Origin of the sequence: Pseudoflavonifractor sp. 524-17 (genome assembly GCF_009935845.1) — a bacterium.
Classification (GTDB): domain Bacteria; phylum Bacillota; class Clostridia; order Oscillospirales; family Oscillospiraceae; genus Pseudoflavonifractor_A.
This window is the reverse complement of the sequence record NZ_QWEK01000017.1, coordinates 12,886-29,722: the sequence shown is the minus strand read 5'-3', so window position 1 is coordinate 29,722 and position 16,837 is coordinate 12,886. Positions and strand designations below refer to the sequence as shown.

The 16,837-nt window shown below is 51.4% G+C and carries 20 protein-coding genes; all 20 read right to left on the bottom strand.

Annotated features, from left to right (window positions below; translation table 11 throughout):
- Positions 1-5 precede the first annotated feature (5 nt).
- The 20 genes from D1159_RS07505 to D1159_RS07410 all read right to left on the bottom strand — a co-directional run bounded on the left by D1159_RS07505 (position 6) and on the right by D1159_RS07410 (position 16,784).
- Positions 6-797 carry a DUF6551 family protein gene (locus D1159_RS07505; protein WP_161845065.1) on the bottom strand — a complete coding sequence of 264 codons (792 nt, stop codon included), beginning with the start codon at positions 795-797 and terminating at the stop codon, positions 6-8.
- A complete protein-coding gene (locus D1159_RS07500) occupies positions 763-1,653 on the bottom strand; it encodes a hypothetical protein (RefSeq protein ID WP_161845064.1) in 891 nt (296 codons plus the stop codon). Before D1159_RS07500 ends, D1159_RS07505 begins: the two co-directional genes overlap by 35 nt.
- Complete coding sequence (locus D1159_RS07495) at positions 1,650-2,045, bottom strand: type II toxin-antitoxin system PemK/MazF family toxin (RefSeq protein ID WP_161845063.1); 396 nt, start codon at positions 2,043-2,045, stop codon at positions 1,650-1,652. Before D1159_RS07495 ends, D1159_RS07500 begins: the two co-directional genes overlap by 4 nt.
- 496 nt (positions 2,046-2,541) lie before the next feature.
- The gene (locus tag D1159_RS07490; protein ID WP_161845062.1) at positions 2,542-2,820 is read right to left on the bottom strand and encodes a helix-turn-helix transcriptional regulator; all 279 of its coding nucleotides are present in this window, start codon (positions 2,818-2,820) and stop codon (positions 2,542-2,544) included.
- Between the two features lie 198 nt (positions 2,821-3,018).
- Positions 3,019-3,285, bottom strand: coding sequence for a hypothetical protein (locus tag D1159_RS07485; RefSeq protein ID WP_161845061.1), 267 nt, complete (start codon positions 3,283-3,285; stop codon positions 3,019-3,021).
- 12 nt (positions 3,286-3,297) lie between these two features.
- Positions 3,298-4,005 carry an ImmA/IrrE family metallo-endopeptidase gene (locus D1159_RS07480; protein ID WP_161845060.1) on the bottom strand — a complete coding sequence of 236 codons (708 nt, stop codon included), beginning with the start codon at positions 4,003-4,005 and terminating at the stop codon, positions 3,298-3,300.
- A gap of 17 nt (positions 4,006-4,022) precedes the next feature.
- The gene (locus tag D1159_RS07475) at positions 4,023-4,250 is read right to left on the bottom strand and encodes a hypothetical protein (protein WP_161845059.1); all 228 of its coding nucleotides are present in this window, start codon (positions 4,248-4,250) and stop codon (positions 4,023-4,025) included.
- Between the two features lie 29 nt (positions 4,251-4,279).
- Positions 4,280-4,879 carry a S24 family peptidase gene (locus tag D1159_RS07470; protein ID WP_161845058.1) on the bottom strand — a complete coding sequence of 200 codons (600 nt, stop codon included), beginning with the start codon at positions 4,877-4,879 and terminating at the stop codon, positions 4,280-4,282.
- 887 nt (positions 4,880-5,766) lie between these two features.
- Positions 5,767-6,735: a WYL domain-containing protein gene (locus D1159_RS07465; protein WP_161845057.1), complete on the bottom strand. Its 969-nt coding sequence runs from the start codon at positions 6,733-6,735 to the stop codon at positions 5,767-5,769.
- A 36-nt stretch (positions 6,736-6,771) separates the two neighbouring features.
- Positions 6,772-7,920: a hypothetical protein gene (locus tag D1159_RS07460; protein WP_161845056.1), complete on the bottom strand. Its 1,149-nt coding sequence runs from the start codon at positions 7,918-7,920 to the stop codon at positions 6,772-6,774.
- Positions 7,921-7,939: 19 nt separating this feature from the next.
- On the bottom strand, positions 7,940-9,067 hold the full coding sequence (locus tag D1159_RS07455; RefSeq protein ID WP_161845055.1) for an acetoacetate decarboxylase family protein: 1,128 nt from the start codon (positions 9,065-9,067) through the stop codon (positions 7,940-7,942).
- A gap of 141 nt (positions 9,068-9,208) precedes the next feature.
- Entirely contained in the window at positions 9,209-10,678 is a 1,470-nt protein-coding gene (locus tag D1159_RS07450; protein ID WP_161845054.1) for a DUF4885 family protein, read from the bottom strand.
- Positions 10,679-10,744: 66 nt separating this feature from the next.
- Positions 10,745-11,317 carry a hypothetical protein gene (locus D1159_RS07445; protein ID WP_161845053.1) on the bottom strand — a complete coding sequence of 191 codons (573 nt, stop codon included), beginning with the start codon at positions 11,315-11,317 and terminating at the stop codon, positions 10,745-10,747.
- A gap of 29 nt (positions 11,318-11,346) precedes the next feature.
- Positions 11,347-11,637, bottom strand: a complete 291-nt coding sequence (locus D1159_RS07440; protein ID WP_161845052.1) for a hypothetical protein — start codon at positions 11,635-11,637, stop codon at positions 11,347-11,349.
- A gap of 30 nt (positions 11,638-11,667) precedes the next feature.
- A complete protein-coding gene (locus tag D1159_RS07435) occupies positions 11,668-11,994 on the bottom strand; it encodes a hypothetical protein (protein WP_161845051.1) in 327 nt (108 codons plus the stop codon).
- A 99-nt stretch (positions 11,995-12,093) separates the two neighbouring features.
- On the bottom strand, positions 12,094-13,557 hold the full coding sequence (locus tag D1159_RS07430; RefSeq protein WP_161845050.1) for a hypothetical protein: 1,464 nt from the start codon (positions 13,555-13,557) through the stop codon (positions 12,094-12,096).
- A gap of 54 nt (positions 13,558-13,611) precedes the next feature.
- Positions 13,612-14,313 carry a hypothetical protein gene (locus D1159_RS07425; protein WP_161845049.1) on the bottom strand — a complete coding sequence of 234 codons (702 nt, stop codon included), beginning with the start codon at positions 14,311-14,313 and terminating at the stop codon, positions 13,612-13,614.
- Positions 14,314-14,472: 159 nt separating this feature from the next.
- On the bottom strand, positions 14,473-15,027 hold the full coding sequence (locus tag D1159_RS07420; RefSeq protein WP_161845048.1) for a hypothetical protein: 555 nt from the start codon (positions 15,025-15,027) through the stop codon (positions 14,473-14,475).
- Positions 15,028-15,219: 192 nt separating this feature from the next.
- Positions 15,220-16,296 carry a hypothetical protein gene (locus tag D1159_RS07415; RefSeq protein ID WP_161845047.1) on the bottom strand — a complete coding sequence of 359 codons (1,077 nt, stop codon included), beginning with the start codon at positions 16,294-16,296 and terminating at the stop codon, positions 15,220-15,222.
- 50 nt (positions 16,297-16,346) lie between these two features.
- A complete protein-coding gene (locus D1159_RS07410; RefSeq protein ID WP_161845046.1) occupies positions 16,347-16,784 on the bottom strand; it encodes a DUF3879 family protein in 438 nt (145 codons plus the stop codon).
- Positions 16,785-16,837 lie beyond the last annotated feature (53 nt).

Here is a 16,837-nt window from a genome sequence, read left to right as displayed (position 1 = left end):
CCTCCTCAGAATTTCAGGGGCAGGGCGTTGGCCCTGCTGGTGCCGTTGTAGATGTTCCAAACTTCAAAGATGTACCTCTGCAGGGCGGGGAGGGAATCGTCGGCAGCTTTGGCCCTGCGGTAGATGTGCATGGGGTCATAGCGACGGCACCGGCTGACAAGGCGCTTGGGGTCATACTCGTCATGGTAGAGCTTGATAAACTCCGTCACACCTTGGATGGTCTCGGCCCGGAGGGAGTCCTTGTGGCCGTCCCACGCGGCGGCAATGACGCGCAGGGCCTCCGTATAGAGGTCAACGCCTGCCGACATAAACTCCCCATAGGCGGCGGCAACACAGCCGATACGGTTCAGCCCTCTGGACTGATTGAAAGAGAGATGCAGGCCGGCGCTCTCCGTAGCCTCCACAAAGGCAATCGCGTCAGGATCGCCGCCGAACACCAGCGCCCGGATTTTGGAGCCAGGGTATACCTTGGCAGAAATACCGGTCTGCTCCGCAAAGAGAACGGCCTCGTCCTGCTCGGTAAGGCCGGTATAAACTTTGCAGAGAATGGGCAGGTCCCGCCCGCCGTTGAGCAGCTTCCGGGCGGCGATGGTGTGCTGGCCGTCAAATACATAAAACCGGCCATCGCGGGCGCTGACCTTTGGCTCGTTGGCCACTCGTTCGTCAAAGTTCTCCGCGATCTCCCGTACCCTGCGGCTGTTGAGTTCCCGCTGATAGGTATCGCGGGTGACAGACAGATCAGAGCTTGAGATAAACATGACCTCATACGATTTTTCGAGCCTCTTTGTCCCATTCATATTGAGTGCCTCCTTCAATGTGTAAAATGTATTGTTTCAGATCGTACAGAGTGGAAATGACCTGCTGGCGGTAACTCTCGTTGGAGATAAGCTGCGGCCACTCAGTAAAGGTATTGTCAAAATTTTGCAGCACCCGCGTGACCTTCCACTCAAACTGCTGCACAGCATCCTGTGCCGTCATACGGCGTTCTTCCTCCTCTGGAGCGCCGGCGGCCTCTTTCACTTCCTGGATCAGCCGTTTCCGCTCCTCCGGGGGAGCCTTGGCGATAGCCCACATCTCTTTCTGTGTCGGCTTGACCTTGCCGGAGAGGACCTCCTGCCGAAAGCCGGGAGACACTTCCTCGGCGGCGGTGGCACCCTGCGAAAACTGGCTGGCGCGTTTGACAAAGCTCTCGCTGGTGCCGGTTTCCGCAGCAATGCGTTCCCTTGTTTTTTCAGTATTTTGGTGGTGGTCAATTTGGCCACCACCACTTTCGCCTGATAAAGTGTATTGATTTCCATGAAAGGATACCGCCTGCTTTTCAGCCTCATATCGGTCTCCCACCAGCATTTTCTTCTGTACCGGCGTGAGGTTCCTGCGGCCAAGCTGGTTGTTGCAAATCCATACAAGGGCCTCATAGCGGTTGTCAAAGCCCTTTTCATGGACGGTAAAGATGATCTCAGGGTGTTCCTGCACGATTTTATAGCGGTTGTGGCCGTCCACAATCGTGCCGTTCCAGACGATGAGCGGCATAAGGACAACGCCCTCGGAGATGATGTTTTCCGCAAGCTGCTGGTATTCGTCCTCGGTCAGCGGCGGTATCTTGCTCTCAAACTCCGGGTCGATCTGCAAAACAGGATTGAGCTTTGTACTCATGGGGCCTCTACCTCCGTAGGCAGGTAATCGTCCTCCCCCAGATAGAGGCTCACCCGCAGGGCCGCGTTGATCTCCGCCATCTGCTCATCGGTGAGCTTGCCGACACGCTCCCGCAGGCGGCGCTTGTCCACTGTGCGGATGGTCTCAAGCTGGAATTGGGACTGTCCCGGCAGGCCCTCGATGTTGTCCAGCGTCACATGGGTGGGCTGACCGGGCTTTTTGAAAATGCGCCGGGTGGCCGCTGTGACAATGACCGTAGGGGAAAAGTAATTGCCCTGGTCGTTCTGAAGAATGAGGACAGGACGGACGCCGCCCTGCTCATGGCCGAATATGGGGTTGAGGTCGGCGTAGTAGATTTCGCCGCGATAGTAGTCGTGATAGTTCTGTTCCATAGTGCTGCGCTCCTTTTCCTGATATGTAGACAGCAGCCGCCATCGTGTCGGGAAGTTACTTCCCCGATGCGGCTGCTGATTGTTTGCTCTGTAATCTCTTGATTCCCATTTGTCCCCGACACCCCGGAATCATAGGAAATCATCAGGCGGCGGCTTGCGATGCCGCTCCATAGGAATCTAACCTCCCCGCCTTCCTTGTGGCCGGGCCGCGAGTTACGGAAGTATCATTGTCTCTGTGCGCTGTTATCGCCCGGATGGGAGCAGCCCATCCTTTGCAGGCGGAGGAGGCCGCTCGCCCGTCTTGGGGTCGTGGCGCTCCAACCTGTCCGGCTTTGCCTCTCGGCGTACACACAGGAATGTACCTGATGAATGCCTATTCACTTTTCAAAGTTCCACACCAGCGGGTCGCCCCGGCTGATGATTTCATTTTAGAAGATTTGGGGGCAAATTCAGACGCCCCCGCAGGCACCCTTTGTCTATCTCATAGGCACCATGCCTATAACTTTTGCCGCAGCGCAGTGAGCTGTCCGATGATGCCATCCAGCTCGGCAGCATGGTTTGAGCTGCTGCCTTTGAGCAGATAGTCCGTACTGACGCCCAGCGCCTCCGAAAAATCCACAAGCAGGTCGATGGAGCAGCACCGCTCCCCGCACTCCAGGTGGCTGATGTGCTTTCTCTCGACGGATACCTTGTCCGCAAGCGCCTGTTGGGTCAGCCCCGCCGTCTTTCTGGCAAGCTGCAACCGCTTACCAAAGTCTTTTGGATTGAAATACATAAAAAAGCCCTTTCCCGACCAAGCCGGAAAAGAGCCATAAAATCAGCGTATGAAACAGGCAATCGGAGCAAACGAAAAAAGCGGCGATGAACAGCGGCATACGAAGGTATGCCGAGCTGTTTCATACGCCGCTTGATAGCTTAACGCGAGACCGCGTTTACTCCGCTTGATCGTTTATGAATTGTTGATTTCTGATATTCAGTTTTTCTTTCCCACCCTGCGGCAGCGCCGCCTGCGGAAGTAGCCCAGGTTGTAGGTCGTGACCGCCTTGCAGTTTGGGCATTTCAGTTTGAAGTGGCCGGAGCTGTCTGAAAACAGGGAGGCAATATAACGCCCGCAGTGGGGGCATTTCAGCTCGCGCTCCCGCAGGTCAAGGCTTTCCGTATAGGAGAGGTTGACCTTGGCCCGCACCTCCGGCGTCATGGGCTTCATGCGGTAAGCCCGGACTGCTGTTTGCTGCACCATCTCCGCACCCCCTTAAAAGGCCATCTCAGAATCCAGATACTCAGATATGTCCCGCTGTTCGGTCATACCGAGGGTTTTGAGCCGGATGAGCAAGGCCGTAAAGGTCACGCCCATGCAGTCGGCTATCTTCTGAATACCGAGCTTGTCCTTGCCCCGCATGGCCCAGCTCCCATATATGGGGACCGGCGCACCGCTGTGAAAGCGTTTCAGCAGCCGTTCCACAAGGAATCTCGGCATCAGCAGAACGGAGGCCATGCGGTCTGTCTGCGTTTCACACACATTCAGGTGTTCCCGCAGCTCCTCGATGTTGTAGTTCCGCTCGCTGTCAAAGTAGCGGTTAAAACATGGACCCGCCGCCGTAGGGGACATCCGCTCAAAAATCACATGGGCGGCTTCATGTGCCAAGGTAAACCGGCGCTGTCCGCTTTTATCGGCCTGGAGCAGAAAGCGGTCAATGACTACGGTGCCCTTGGGGAATACCACGCTTCGCCGTTCTCCATCCTCCCATACTGCCAGCGGATACGCGCCGTCTGACACAAAGCCGATCTTGTCCCGATCTTCCTCCGCAATGCCGGCATAGACAACCGGCAGGTGCAGATAGTCTGTGATAAAGCCCTCAATGTCGATGCAGTTGGGCGGGGGCTTTCGTTTCCCGATAAATCGCCGGATCAGGTTTTCGCCTACTTCCTCGATTTCCGCGTTGGTAACTAAGGTTTTCATTTGTCGTGTCTGTCCTCCTATGCAACAAAAACATACCACTGCCGGCCCGATTGGTAGAGATACTTTTCCATCCCCTCAATCAGCACCGTATAGCGGATGCCCTCAAAAGACAGATCAGGGCTGCGGCAGGTATGCAGGACCCGCTCAATGTCCCACACGCGCCCGTCCTCCCATCTGACCTTTTGTGGGCAGATGATCCCGTCCGGCTCAGTGGAACACTGAACGGACACATTTACCCTGTTCATCTCAATCAACCCCTTTCAGGCAAAGCAGTTCACAGCGCCTTGATGATAAACCTTGCCACACCCTGAATAACAACATCCCTGACATAGATCGGCTCCATGCTGTTATTCTCAGGGATGAGCTTGCAGCACTTCCGCTTTTTATCATAGCCCAGCCGTTTCAGGGTATTGGCGTTCTCATGGAGCGCGACTACAATCTCTCCCGGTTCCGCATCGCACCGCTTCTCCACCACCACCAAATCGCCGGATTCTATCCCGGCGTTTATCATGGAGTCGCCGGCAGTCCGAATGATGTAGAAGTCGCCGGAGCCGAAAATGGCGGTTGGCAGCTTCGCATATTCGTCTGCGGACGCCTCCACCGTTTCTAAAGGACCGCAGGGGATAGCGCCGGTAAATATCTCCGCGCGGGAGGTTGGCGACAGACGGCGGATTTTTTCGGTCTCGATGGTTTTCCCGTCATAGTCGATCTGGCCTTTCTCGCTCATCTCGACAAGATAGCGGTGGGCGGTCCCCTTGGCGATGCCGATGGCCTTGCCGATCTCCGCTGTGCTGGGGGAGCGTCCCTCCTCGAAGTAGAAATCCTCCGCAAATGCCTGTATGCGCTTCATCAATTCCGGGTCCTTGTGACGCATAGAGCTTCCTCCGTTCTATCCGATACGACTTGTCCTTGATAGAAAGAGTATAGCATGACCGAATATGAAAGGCAATAGAACAAAAGGGAGGTGGGCAACTGAGTGTCCACCTCCTGAGAAGTTTTTTTATGTTGTATGACTTTCGACCTGTTTTGAAAAAGCGGAAAATGGAGTGAGTACGGAAAGCAGAGAAAGTTGTTTCTAAACTTAGTGTTGCTACGGCATTGTAGTAAACTTGCGCAACGCAGAAAAATAGATAATCATATAGGCCATCAGACATACCAAGTTACTTGATGCCGAGAAAAGGTTTGTTCGATAGACAAATACGCTATAAAATAAGATAATTGTTTCTATCAATATAAATATCGGAGGCAGAATTTGAAGTGTCTTGCCCCAAAAAGTATTCTTCCTGCCAGACCATAATATCAAACCTAAAATAGCACATACCAAAGCAGGAGGAATGCTATATAATAGCCATCCTCCAATGTGATTCACAAATACTTCAAACAAAGAGTTAAATGGCATATTTCCAGCCCAATAAAGATGGAAAGATTTATATGCAGTCGTAATTAAAAACATCAAAAAAATGTATATTCCTGCGTTGATAGCAGCACACGTTCTATTCTCGCTAAATAGAACGATTAGTGAAGTAGAAAACATCCAAAATCCGAATGTACTCGAACTCCAGTAATAAAATGCCCACAAATTGTTGTCTGGAAGTTCGCAAAATAAGACCACAGCAAACCCAGCAAGAACACCCAAGGCAACTACCAATAGATACGATTTTATCTTATCCTTAAAGAACGATTTCATATATTTTAATCCTATCATCAGTATAAAAAGCAGGATAGTTCAGGTGGCTTTTCTGCTTCTATAACTTCTGATTTCTATGCCTGCACTGAGAAATTTCTCAGAATGTTATTAAATTGCATTTGGACCTTTTCGGGGCTGAGTATCCGCATCTTTCCACCGGAGGCGAATACCCAGCCATAGAAATTGTTGCTCAGGGCGACAGTAGCAGTCACCTTGAAATGCTCCCTGTCAACGATTTGAACGGCAACATCCTCTCCAAAACGGTCAATGATACTGCCCATAAGCGCATTCTCGCACAGCAGCTCCACCTTGGCCTCCTCACCGAGATACATGGAAAAGGTCTGCCCAAAGTAGTCCGAGATGGTGAAGTCTGCTGGGCGTTTCCGCGCCGGTTCCTCCGTCACCGTCAGTTGGTTGATCCTATCCACCCGATAGGTGGCGACCAGCTTCCGCTCCTCAGAGTAACCCACCATGTAATATTGGTCGTTGTTCCAGAGCATAGCATAGGGAGATACGGTGTAGAGCCGCCCACCATGCCGGTGGACTTTCTTTTTCTCCGGCGTGTAGTCGAAGTATTGGAAAGTGACCTTCTTCCGCTCGATGATGGCGGTGTAGAGGTGGTCTACGATCAGGATAACGGATTCATTGGTTGCCTTGGAGCGGTGGTCTATGTAGAGCTGGCGCTTCAAAAGCTGCTTCTGCTGCGGTTCCACAAAGGCCCCCAACTTGCGGATTAGTGCCTTGCTCTTTTGCGGTGTGATAAATCGGGAGGACTGAACGGCGTCGATGAGCAGTTTGACCTCCGCAGTGTCAAAGTGGCGGGTGCCGATGAAATACTGATTCTGCACCCTGCGGTCTATGATGATGTCCACGCCCAGCTCAATAAGCTGATCTATGTCGGCCTTGATGGTGCGGGAGTCAGGGCGCGAGAGACCGCAGGATTGCAGATAGTCTTTGAGCTGTTCCAATGAAACAGTGTGTGCCTCGCCAGTATGCTCCCACAGGTATTGGAAAATCAAAAGGATGCGGCTTTTTAATTCCATAGGCTATTACCAAAGAATACTCTATAGATAGGTCTCTTAAAGTTTCTCCGTCCATGCCTGAAAGAATTTTTCAATTCCCGCTGTAGCTCCGGCCAACCCAACATGGGAAGTCGGCATATTATACTGGCTACAGTATTGCTGCACAATGCTCCGCATTTGGGAAAGCGCAGAGGAAAAACTATAAGAGAGGCCGCTCTTGCTGCTACCACCCAGCTTTGAAAATGTATCAGCAATATCTAACCCTACTTTTACTGCATCTTGGCTGCTGGATGTGTTAGCTGCACCAATGACAGACTGTGACCACACTTGACCCCGCTGCACCTGTGCTATGCCCCGCTCATATAGTCGGTCAATAGCAGTAGAGAACATTGCACCTACTTCTCCCTTATCTCCAGCATAATAGCTGCTGAGGGATTTGGCAATTCCCATTTTGGCAAAAGACTCTGTGGTTTGACCATTCAAGGACCCTGCGCTGACATTTTTGAAAGACTCCGATAGTTCTCGGCCTATTTGCTGCATTTCCATCAGTTTGGAAATCGTAACATCTGAGCCGCCAATAGTGAGTGTCGTTTTTACTTTACTTAAATCCGGGCTTTCCCCATTTTTAATCTGCTGGGATAACTCATGGACTACATTTGTGATTTGATCCATCAAAGCACTTTGCGTTTCGTCGATGTATCCAGTTTTATAGTAGTCCTCTCCTGTAAAGAAGCTCAATGTATCGCGCACAAAGGATAAATCATTGATATTCCGATGCTGGAACACCTCATTGTCCCCTAATGTAGCGTATTCCTTTGCTGCATCCGTCAGAAAGTCAAAGCTCTGATATAAAAACGCATGGGTAGCGCCGCCCGCTTTTGCACTTTTTCTCGCATCGTCAGCAGTGGTCATGTTGGGGTCGATTGTAGTGATGATCCAGCCTGTAGGTTTGTTCTGAACAACTGTTTTTCCAGTCAGCGACGAGTCACTAACGGTATCATCGGCGCTGTCATAGTTGAGACAGATGCTTGGGTCAAACAAGTCAAACTTTCCAGCATGATAATCTCGATTGACCATATCTGTAACCGCTTGTACTTTGGCTGCGTCCAAAGACGCCTTTTGGCCCACTTCACCTGTCTGGCCTGCGGTGTGCTGAAGCGCAGGGTTGCGCCCAGCATATTGTCCAGATAATGAAACGATAGCCATATCGCATTCCCTCCATTTATCAATTCCGATCCATCCATGCTTGGAAGAATTTTGAGATATTATCCGTAGCGCCAGCCAGCCCAACATGGGAAGTCAGCAGATTATACTGATTGCAATACTGCTGCACCAGCGTTCTTGCTTGAGACAGCGCAGACGAAAAACTCTGCGCAAAGTTGCTCTTGCTGCTGGTATCCAGCTTAGAAAACAGGTCAGCGATATTCAGCTCTGTTTTCACTGCATCCTTATTTCCAGATGTATTAGCGGCATAGGATACAGTCTGTCCCCATGCCTCAGCCTTTTCCACTTGAGCTATGCCTTTTTCGTACAGGCGGTCAACAGCGGAGGAAAACAGTTTGCCGATTTCTCCCTTATCGCTGCCATAGTAGTTACCCAAGGATTTTGCAATTCCCATTTCTGCAAACGCCTCAATATTATGGCCGGTCAGGGAGCCGGATGTCATCCCGCTAAAGGACTCTGACAACTCACGCCCTGTTTTCTGCATTTCCAGGAGCTGAGAAATCGAAACCTCACCGCCGCCCACAGTCAGAGTGGTCTTTACCTTGCTCAAATCCGGCGATCCGCCGTCCTTGATCTGCTGGGCCAGTTCCCGAACCACCGCCGTCATCTGATCCTGCATACGGTTCACGTCCGCCTGGGTGTAATTCCCGTCAGTGAAGAAGTCCAGCGTGTCCCGAACAAAATTCACATCGTCGATGTTGCGATGGCGGAACACTTCGTTTTCGCCAAGGGCGGTGTATTCTTGAGCGGCGCTGAACAGGAAATCTGTCTTGCGGTAGAAGAAACCGTGGGTAGCTCCGCCAGACGCTGCGGACTTGTTTGCATCCTCCGCAGTGAAAACACCAGGCTGTATCGTTTCGATAATAAGCCCCATGCCCTTGTTTTCTACGACCTTTTTGCCATCATAGGAATCGACCCGCTTGCTGTTGAAACGGCCAGAGATGTCAATCACGCTGTCTTGGTCCTCAAGCCAGATTTTGTTGCCCTTTTCTGCTGTCGTGTTGCCGTGGACTTTAGCGCCCGGTTCACCTGTGGCTATGGACGTGCTACTGTCAACTTGCTTAACAAAGGGACCGTTAAACAAATCTGGATGGAGCTGGCCCGAAGGCAAAATAGTTGGCATAGACATAATGAAATCCTCCTAATTTAGAAACTAAAGCTATGAATAACTTATTTGCTGATGATTTGATTGAAACAGGAACTTCCAACAATCGGAGATTGGCACTATACTTTTACATCAATACCGGCAGACTCACCATTGATTAGGCCGCTATTCTATACCGTACAGTTGATTTCTAAGTTCGTTCATCTTTTCGATGACTGCCTGCATCGCCCCCTGGTGGGACGTCTGGGCTGTCTGCACACCGCCAATAGAAGCCAGTGCATAGGGGTCAAACAGGGTCAGCCGAGCGCCGGTCAGCAAGGCCCGCTCCTGACGGTAGGCCATGTCCCGTTGCGCCTCGGTCAAATCTGAACGAAAAATACCGGAATCAGGGCGCTTATACTTCTGCGCGATATGCTCCAGCCCCTCCAAAAACGGATAGGAACTGTTCTCCGCATGGGCTTCGGCGTAGTAGCCCTCAATCGTTTTTCTGGCGTTCACCGCCGGTTGTGCATAAGCCCGCATATAGGTTTTCAGCGCAATCGAGCCATCAGGGTCAACGTCCCGATTCTGATTGATAACCAAACGCATATCCTGCTGCCGGGCGCGAAACTCGGCAATTATCTCCGGCGCACCGACCCGAACGGCTGCGCTCATGCGATCCTTGCTCTCCTGGGTGTTTAGAGGGGAATCAGGGTCAAGACTGAGAATTTTTTCGTTCATGGCCTCTTGGTGGGGGTTGTATGTACTGGAATAACGTGCCCAAATCGGCCCAGCCTGTTTCTTGACTTCATCAAGAGTTCTATCATCCAATTCCTGCTGTGTATCGACAGCCGCCAGATGACCGTTTGCATAATCTACACCCAGGTTTTCACCGTTTGGAGTAGTCAGCTTAAGATGGTTATACAGGTTTTTACCGTTGTCGCCACGATTTAATGCCTGCTCTATCGCCGTAGCCTGTTCCTCGTCCTCCAAACCTGTTACATGAATTGTGTAGTCCTGGTCTACTGTCAGCCGGAAAGATGCGTCTGCCGGAAGCTCTATCCCATTCTCTGCAAGGAGGTCTTGTATAGACTGGTCGATCTGCTCCCGGCACGCTTGATTTGCCTGTATCGCTGCGGAGGCCAGCGTAGGCAGGCCTCCAGCGGAGGCGAACGCATAGGGGTTGCTCATTTGCAAGTGTTTACCCCCGCTCAACAAATCCAATTCCTGGTCATAGGCCCATGCCCGTTCGTCCTCTGATAAGTCAGCGCGGAAATCAGGGGAATCCGGGTTTTTATATTTGTCCCAGATATGGGCAGCAGGATCATCATAAGTCAAATTATCATCGTGCGCTTCGGCATAGTATTTGCGGATATTATCACCATAGCCCTGAGTGATCTTACTGAACTCCTCTGCAAACGAGGCAAAAGTGATAGTATTGCTTGTCTGCTTTTCGGCGTCCGCAGCAGTTGGAGCCGTAGTACCTACCTGAGCCGTCTGCTCCATAGTAGTCTTAGCCTCTGGAGAGATTACTATTTCGTCCTGGGCTTGAGCAGGTGCAGACATACCTGCTTTTTTCGCCCTCTGCGCCGCGTTAGTTTGCGTATTGATATAAGCCGCTTGTCTGCTTGGATTGGCGGTTACACTAATGTCCATAATGGATTTCCTCCTGTACTAACACTCTTTTTGAACGTATTCCTAATACTATTGTGCCCCCTTGTATTAAGCTCGAATGTTTACCGATGTTTCAACAGACGGGGCGGGTTGAGAAGATTTCATTTCTGCGCGGGCCTCCCGAAATGCCTGTAAGTAAATAGAAGCAGTTTCGTTAAAGTATTTATGTTCTTCCTTCGTCTGTATATCCGTCCAGCCTCCGCCAAGGCTGTTGTAGCTTGCGATATTCTCCCCGTTAGGAGCATATATCTCCGCAGCCTGCTGGACGGAGCTGATTTTAAGATTCGCGGAACAGCCTCCCGACAGTTTTTCCAGCGTCTTTTCCAATGCCTGCAACATCGGATGCGGTTCTTTCAATGCTGCCTGGATAGCAGACATTACCTGGCTTTTCGGCCCGGAGCGGTCAGGGGAAACATATTGCTTCATATGTGCAAGCCGCATTTGGGTAAATCCTGCTGACATATATTCGCCCCGCTTGGCATCTTCCTTCGCGTATGCCTTGATCCGCTCAATAAAGCCATCGGTCATTGCGCTTTTTGCGGTTTTTTCGGTGCCTTGAGCCTTGGAACTTTTCCCCCAGTTGACTGGTGTTCCAGTTCTGTTTAACAAAGAATCAATCATATTTTTCCCTCACAAGTTTTCTTATCATCTCAGGCTCGAACATCGAAAGTCGCAGTTTCCCCTTTGCAAGCCACTGGTTGTTTCTGCGCTGCATTCTTAATCTCCGCACGCGTAGCATCCCAAGCTTGCTTATAAACAGCACTGGAATCCCCAAGAAACTGATTTTCCGCCTTGGTAGTTAAATTCATCCAACCACCGCCGCTGGTATTATATTGCGCGATTTCTTCCCCATCGGGCGAATATACCGTAGCAACCTGGTTTTCGGGGGTACTATGAAGATCGCCGGAACAGCCGCCAGCCAGCCCGCTGAAGGATTTCACAATACGCTCCGGTCTCCCTTTACCTTTGAGCTATGCTAACATCCTGTCGAGAAATTCCAAAGTGGGGTCTTCTCCTTTATGCGCCTTCTCCGCCTTTTGCAGTTCCTGCGTCATCTGTGCAATCGGAGCTGAACGGTCAGGAGAAACATACTTGTTCATCTGTGCATGACAGAGGTTAATCGCCTCTTGGCTCATACCAACACCCTTTTGAGCATCTCTCCGCGCTAACTCTTGGAGTTTCTCAACAAAATCGTCTGTCATTGCATTTTTAGACGCTTCAACCGCTTTTTTCTGGATGATAGGCGTATTCCCCCATCTGGCGGCCTCCCGAAGACTATTTACTCCGTTAATTTGCATACTATACAATCTCCTTTTCTATTTCGCGCTGTCAATGCTCTTTTTGAACGTGTTCCATATCCCGTCATAAATGGACTAAAACGGCATCGCCATGTGTATTTACGCCCGCATATCCACTCCGCCGCCAATAGAGGCAAGGAAGTCCTGCCAGCCGGTAACGTACTTCTGGTAGGCAGAGCTCCTGGACTTTTGGTTCGTCAGATACTTGATCTGCAAGCCCAAGACCGTGGCCTGCTCCTCCGGGACCTTGTAAAACTCCTGCCAATAACTCCTCATGCTCGCGCCCCAGCGCGCGGCCTTGGGAGCCCTGGCGGTAGCCTGAGCGGTCAGCTTCTCCCCGGCGGAGGCACCAGCTTGGATTGCCTTGGCGGCATCGCCGCCGTTCTGACGATAGGCGTCCAAGACAGCATCGTAGATTCCCCGAAACACCGCACTGTCTACCGGGGCGTAGGTTCCCTTGGGCTCGCCGGTGGCCCGGTGGCTCTCCCGGTTCGCCAGGGCTCGGTCCAGAGCGGCGAGGGCGTTCTGGTGCCCCTGGGTGCGGCTGCTTCGGAGCAGGTCCGCCATGCTGCCGCTTACCAGCCCCTTGGAGATCATGGCCTCCGCCTTCATGTCCGCCATGGACAGACCCAGCGCCAACGTCGCTTCGTTCCGCCCGCAGGAGGATGCGCCGTCAATCTCCGTCCGGTAGTTCTGGGCAATCTGGCCGGCGGCGGTCAGGTCCTGCACCGAGTATCGGGCCCCACTCTGCCCTGATGCGCCTGCCGCCGCCCGGAGCTGGGAGGCGATATAGGCATCGTGGTTCTTCAGCCACACGCTGTCCGTACCAGTCTGCGCCACGGCCTCATGGACCTGCTTTAACGCGCCCCGGTAAGCCTCCTCTTTCTCCGCAAGGATGGAGGAGAAACTGTCCCGGACTGCCTGGGCGTCACTGTCGGAGATACCCAGATTGTCCTGCAAAAGCTGGGTGTAGCCATCAATCATACCAGCTTTTCCGGCCTGATAGATTTCCTCCAGCTTGGCAAGCTGGGTGGTCAGTTCGTCGCCGGTATAGTTGCGCTCCAGTTTATCCAGCGCCGCCACATAGCGGGAGGCCATGTAGTTCAGCCCATCCTCCAGCTCCTCCGCAGAGGTGGCCTGGAACGACTTCATCTCATGGCTCAGGCCGTTCCAGTCCACAGCACCGTCCAGACCGTTCTGCCGCAGGGTATCTATGTAAGAAGACAGTTCCGCATCGGTAGGCGTCATGGTATAGGTGCCCTGCCGCACACGATCCTGCATCCGCTGGATGCTGGCAGGGTCAAAGATGTTGAAGTTAAAATTCTCCTTCCGCCACAGGCCCTCCGCCGCATCCCGAATGGAGAAGTCCTCCCGGTAACCCTGCCGGGCGGCTTCATCAATATTTTTCAGCGTTCCAAGGCCGCTGATGTCCGTGCCGGGGGCCACGCTCTTGCCGGTGGAGCATACCGCAGCACTGGGGTCGCAACGGAGGCCCGCTTGGGGTGCGCCGGTGGTGATCTGGTTGGTAATGTTGGGGATGTTTCCCCAGTTCATGATATTCATGGTGTGTCCTCCCTAAAATAGAGTTATAGCGGTTGAGCGATTGTCTGCTATTGTTTACTCTGCACCGTTGTCAACGCTCTGTTTGAACGTGTTCCATATCCCGTTATAAATGGACTGAAACAGCGATTCTCGCTGAACGGCGCCGCTGGTCGCTGTCTCCTGATCTTCAAAATGAATTTCTTCCCCCTCCTCGACACAGTCCCGCCGCTTCAACTCGGCCAGGATGTTGGAGGCCCCTTTTTGGAACGTGGATGTTATGCTATGCGCGGAGGAAAGAGCGCGGTCAATTTCACCGTAAATATCGTCTGAGGAGGTGTCGATTTGCCAGTGGGTATCATTAGAGCCGTTCCCTGCCCACTCTGCGGCCTTGCTGTAAGCCTTTCCCATATAGCCTTCTTGGGTGGGGTTGTTATCCGATACCCGGTTCAGCTCCGCCGCGCCCTGCTGCATAAACTGTTCACGCGCTGCCCTGGTAGCGTCCAGCAGCTTGGAGATGTGCTCCAGCTTCATCTGCTCCGGCAAAGCCTTGTTGCCGTCCAGCATATCCTGATATTCTTGAATGGTTTGGTCAAAGGCGGAGAGCTGATCCCGGTATTCCATCAAAGACGCTTCGTGCTGCTGGCTCAAATGCGCGCCAACTTTACACTGGTTTAAGTAGAAGTGTAGCAGGCCCTCCGGCATTTCCTCCAGCGCGGAATTTTTCTTGCCCTCCGTGGCCTCCGCCGACAGCTCCAACGTATCAAACCGGGTTTTCATATCCTTTGCCTGATTTTTCGCGTTCAGCAGATTTTCGGATAGCCGGTGCAGTGTGTCATTGATCGGCGGCTGAACAAGTTTTTGCCCCAGCGGTTTATTCTGCTGGAAGATACTGTTTTGGTGAAAAAGATTTGCAAAGTTTGTTACATTCACTTTTATCTACCTCATTTCTGCTTCTTCGGTCCCGGTTTGACTGATGGGATTATTGGGTAGTTCAGCACTTCTCATCCCAGAGGGCTTAACAGTATAACTTACCCCAAATTTGTCCAAATCAGAAATGATTGCCTTTCCGGTGTTCAAAGCAGTTACTATATCTTCTTGGCTCCCGTCTCCATAGTGAACGATAACATAATGGCTATAAATCCCACTAAAATAGTATTCATTGTCACCATCTTCAAAAAACTTTTCTTCTGCCATATCATAGGGAAGTCCTTCTGTTTTTGTTCTATCAATAATGTTCACAATGTCTAATGCGTCTTTATCCGATTCAATAATCGACGTTTGCGTAATATCATCCAAAGCTGTCGTTTCAGTTGTGAGCGAAGCTGTTTCCTTATCTTCCGCTTCAGTAACGGCAATATATCTGATATTATCAATCTCCGCATCATAATATCGCACAGTGACCGATGCGTTATCATTTACTTTCCAGAAGCAGCCATACATTCCAGACAGTCCGCCATCGGCTTTCCCCCATACTTTTTCAAGGTCTGCCAATGTCCATCCCTGTGACCGCTGTAGCTGCTCATTGCCCCATTCCGTCCCATTTCTACAATTTCTTCGAGAGATGGAATCTGGCTTGCTTTGGAACACGCACAGAGGCTCAATGCCAGAGATAGGACAAGTAAAAGAACAGAGATTTTTTTCACATCAATGCCTCCTAATTTGTGCGGCTTACTTCCTTTCTTGTCATGCAAGCAGCTTTACGATCTCCTGATAGTACCCACTCATAATATTGCGGAAATCAGTTGTCGCCATGCCTCCGTAAGTGTACTGGTTCCTGATACAAAACTGATTGATTTTAGCGGATACATCCCCGCTGGTCAGATTGGACTGGGAGAACAACTGATAGGCGTAGGACGCTTGATCTGCGATATAGTCACGATAGTCTTTTGGCAAGGTGCTGCTTGCGTCCGTTTTGCTCCACTCATTCCACTTTTGGACACTACACTTTGCGCTGTTATCAAAAAGTTTCTCAAAATTGTCCGCAAATGCCTTACCGACACCGGAGGACAATGTATTTGCATAATTCAAGGCTGCTGACTTCAACATCCCTTCAGCAGCGAGGCCGATATACATACTGGTTCCAATGCAACCGTACCGACTGGACTGCTGTGAGATCTTCTTCCCAGCCTCTACCATATTGAACAGTTTGGAAACGCTGACTTCCTCACCGCAGAAGGAAAAAGTGGTTTTCAATTCCGACAGGGCAGGGGTACGCCCTGTTTCCAGTATCCCCGCATATTCGCGGCACACCGCCTCGAAGGTTTCAGCAACAGATTTTGTATCCTCCTCCGAAAACCACTGGCATAGGCCCTTGACAAAAAACTCTGTAGCCGGATGATAGGGATCATATCCTTCACCGCTGACAATGGCCTTGGCCTGCTGCTCAATATCATCGGGACGCAGTTCAAAAAAGTAATCCGCCACCGCACCATTCTGCGCTCGCTCCTGAGTGAGATAATAGTCCCTGCCAGAGAGAGCATTGAAATAGACTCGTATTTTTGCATCGGGGTCGTAAGCAGGCGCATCCGGCCCGGCCTCAATAGACATAGTGGGGTCGCTGTATATGTGCATCGTTGCACTATCACTGATGGAAACGGAATCAAAGTGCGAATGCTCACCGCCATGAATTTTTTCCGCAGGCTGATTGCTTTCGGTGCTCTGATGTACGGGGTCAAAGCCAATCTGTTTGACAAAAGCAGCGTTATTTACCAGTTTGGCGGGGAGCCGGTTCACTGGCGTCTGTGATACGATCAAAGACATCGTTTATACCTCCCCAGTTCAAAATATGCTCTTTATGGGTTATGATCCGATTATACCTGCATATCCACACCTTGCCGGTAGTCGTCCAAGATGCTGATGTCAAAGGGCTTTCCCCAATTCCAATTCGGGTCTTGCTGATGGACAAACTCTCCCAGCCGAGTGGCCTCGCTTTGAAAAATCTCATTCAGCGTCCATGATGCACTGAGTCGTTTTTCTGGAGCCAAGGACATGGTATAGTCCCGAATGACCTTGCTGATGTCCTCGCCATCGCTCACGCCATAGCTGTTCTTCATATGGTTGAAAGCGATCTGCTTGACCTGCTGCACCACACTCTTGTCTACGGGGACCATCTTCCGATAGTCGCCGGCATCGTTTAGACTCATGCCGGGAGTACCGTAGGGATTGATATGAGGCTTATCTTGCTGCTTCTGGACCAACTCACCGATGCGCTGCCGCTGTTGGCTCTGTACCATCTGCGTGATTGTCATGGGATTGCCTCCTCATTTCTGATTTTGGATTTCTTTTCGATTTGTCCAATGAT